Origin of the sequence: Aestuariivirga sp., from assembly GCF_044239095.1 — a bacterium.
In the GTDB taxonomy this organism is placed as follows: Bacteria; Pseudomonadota; Alphaproteobacteria; order Rhizobiales; family Aestuariivirgaceae; genus Aestuariivirga.
This window is the reverse complement of the sequence record NZ_JBIICB010000383.1, coordinates 1-3,012: the sequence shown is the minus strand read 5'-3', so window position 1 is coordinate 3,012 and position 3,012 is coordinate 1. Positions and strand designations below refer to the sequence as shown.

Here is a 3,012-nt window from a genome sequence, read left to right as displayed (position 1 = left end):
GTGGATCCGTGAGGCCGTAGAGCAGGTCCACGATCAGGTTCACCAGCATGACAACGGCGGCGATCAGCAGCAGGCCTCCCTGAACCACCGGATAATCGCGGCGCGCGATCGAATCGATCATCCATTTTCCGATCCCCGGCCAGGAGAAGATCGTCTCGGTCAGGATGGCTCCGGCCAGCAGAACGCCCACTTGCAGCCCAATGGTGGTGATGACCGGGATCATGGCATTGCGCAGGGCGTGGAGCCCCACGACCCTGAAGGGGGAAAGCCCCTTGGCGCGTGCCGTTCGCACATAGTCTTCGCCCAGCACCTCGAGCATGGCTGAGCGCGTTTGCCGGGCAATGACGGCCAGTGGAATGGTTCCGAGAACCACTGTTGGCAGGATCAGGTGCCGGACGGCTGAGGTAAAGGCCCCCTTCTGTCCGGAGATGAGGCTGTCGATCAGCATGAAGCCCGTGACAGGCTGGAAGAAATAGACGAGGCCAATCCGCCCGGACACGGGCGTCCACTGCAGCGTCACCGAGAACAGGATGATGAGCAGCAGGCCCCACCAGAATATCGGCATCGAATAGCCGACCAGCGCGGCGCCCATGACCGTCTGGTCATAAAGGCTGCCACGCCGCACGGCGGCGATGACGCCGGCGGGAATGCCCAGCACGACGGCGAAAAGCATGGCAGCAAGCGAAAGCTCGACCGTTGCCGGAAACAGGGTGAGAAATTCCTGCAGCACCGGCATCTTGGTCTTCAGCGATACGCCGAGATCGCCATGAAGCAGGTCCCAGACATAATGCATGTACTGCTCCCAGACCGGCCGGTCGAAGCCGAACTGCTTCAGGAGTTCGGCATGGCGTTCAGGTGTCAGCGAGCGTTCGCCGGCCATCAGCACCACGGGATCTCCCGGCAGCAATCGGATGAAGCCGAATGACACCAGCGTGATGCCGATCAGAGTCGGCACCAAGAGCAGGGCGCGCCATAACAGGAATCGGAGCATGAGGAGTGCGAGCGGCCCCTAGCGCGCGTTCAATGGCTTGAGCATGATCTTTTCGCAAAAGTGGTTTCCACTTTTGGCGTTCATGCTCCAGCGCAACGGGCCCTCAAGTGCCTTCGCACCTGAGGGCGAAAAGTTGCGCCAGCCATTGAATGCGGGGCCGCTCATCTTCTCTTGTTATTCAGCGATGTCCACGCCATCGAAGCGATGCGACCCCAGCGGGTCCATCTTGTAGTTCATGACCTTCTTGCTCATCGGCATGAAGACCACGGAATGGGCGATCGTGGCCCAGGGCGCCTGCTCCTTGAAGACCTTCTGCGCCTCCATGTACACGGGCGTGCGCTCTTCGTTCGTGGGCAGCACCTTGGCCTTCTGGATCAGGTCCTCGAAGGGCTGGTGGCACCACTGGGCGCGGTTCGAACCGCCGACAGCCGAGCAGCCAAGCAGAACGGCGAGGAAGTTGTCCGGATCGCCATTGTCGCCGGTCCAGCCGAGGAGCAGTGCGCCGTCACGGTCCTTGGCCTTCGAGCGCTCGAGATATTCGCCCCACTCATAGGACACGATCTCTGCCTCGACGCCGACCTTGGCGAAGTCGGCCTGGATGAGTTCGGCCATCTTGCGTGCATCCGGATTATAGGGACGCTGCACGGGCATGGCCCAGATCTTCATCTTGAGGCCTGACACACCGGCGTCAGCAAGCATCTTCTTGGCGGCTTCCGGATCATAGGGATCGTCCACCGTGTCGTTGTTGTAGGACCACATGGTTGGCGGGATCGGGTTCTTCGCTGCCGTGCCCGCGCCCTGGAAAACGGCATCGAGAATGGCCTGCTTGTTGATCGCCATGTTGAGCGCCTTGCGCACCTCTACCTTGTCGAAGGGCGCCACCAGCGTGTTGTAGGCGAGATAACCGACGTTCAGGCCTTCCTGCTCCATGACGGTGAGGTTCGGGTCAGCCTTGAGGCTGGCGGTCTCCGCCGGGGGCGGATAGGGGGCCACATGGCACTCGCCTGCCTTCAGCTTCTGCATGCGCACCGATGCGTCCGTGGTGATGGCGAAGATCAGATCGTCGATCGGCTGCTTGCCGCCCCAGAACTCCGGGTGCGCCGCATAGCGGATCACGGCGTCCTTCTGGTAGCCGACGAACTGGAAGGGTCCGGTGCCGATGGGCTGCTGGTTGATCATCTCCTTTTTGCCGTCAGCCTCGAGTTTGGCGGCATATTCGGCAGAGAGAATCGAAGCGAAATCCATCGCCATGTTGGCCAGGAACGGGGCTTCGGGGCGGTTCAGCTTGAAGGTGACGGTATGGTCGTCAACCCTTACGATGTCCTTCAGCAGGGCCGGCATGTCCATGCCGTCGAAGTACTCCCAGGCGATCCCTGCCGAGTATTGGTTCCAAGGGTGGTCCTTCTTCAATTGCCGCATGAAGGTGAAGATCACGTCGTCGGCGTTGAACTCACGCGTGGGCGTGAAAAAGGACGTGGTATGGAATTTGACACCCTTGCGCAGCTTGAAGGTGATTTCGGTGCCGTCGGCCGAAATGTCCCAGCTTTCCGCAAGGCCCGGGATGACGTTCGTGGTTCCCCGGTCGAACTCGACAAGCCGGTTGTAGAGCGGACGTGAAGAGGCGTTGAATGTCGTGCCGGCGGTGTAAGGTGCTGGATCGAAGCCCTCGGGAGAGCCTTCCGAGCAATAGATGAGCGTCTTTGCATTTGCGGCGCCAGCCACCAGCATGCTCGAGGCCAGCAGCGCCGCCCCAAGAAGTTTCCTCATTGTCATGATTTTCTCCGTTTTGTTACGACCCCGCCCCCGGGGTCCGAGAACTAAAGCACGTTTTCCGGTTTCATCAAAACGCACTGCTCTTCTGATCGGAGGTTGGCGCGCGAACGGCGGCGCTATGCGCGCCTGCGCGCCACGTCCTCCGCCATCGAGCACATGATCTCGAACATCATGGTGACACCCGCATGCGCGGTGACGCCGGAGGCGTCGAATGGCGGCGAAACCTCCACCACGTCTGCGCCGACGAT

3 protein-coding genes are annotated in these 3,012 nt (G+C 61.0%); all 3 read right to left on the bottom strand.

Going from position 1 to position 3,012, the window contains the following annotated elements; genetic code table 11:
• Nucleotides 1–991, bottom strand: a 991-nt coding sequence (locus ACILRA_RS21560) for an ABC transporter permease subunit (RefSeq protein WP_395664093.1), incomplete at its 3' end; no start/stop codon positions are given.
• Nucleotides 992–1,165: 174 nt separating this feature from the next.
• Nucleotides 1,166–2,767, bottom strand: a complete 1,602-nt coding sequence (locus ACILRA_RS21555) for an ABC transporter substrate-binding protein (protein ID WP_395664095.1) — start codon at nt 2,765–2,767, stop codon at nt 1,166–1,168.
• A 113-nt stretch (nt 2,768–2,880) separates the two neighbouring features.
• A complete protein-coding gene (locus ACILRA_RS21550; RefSeq protein WP_395664094.1) occupies nt 2,881–3,012 on the bottom strand; it encodes an arginase family protein in 132 nt (43 codons plus the stop codon).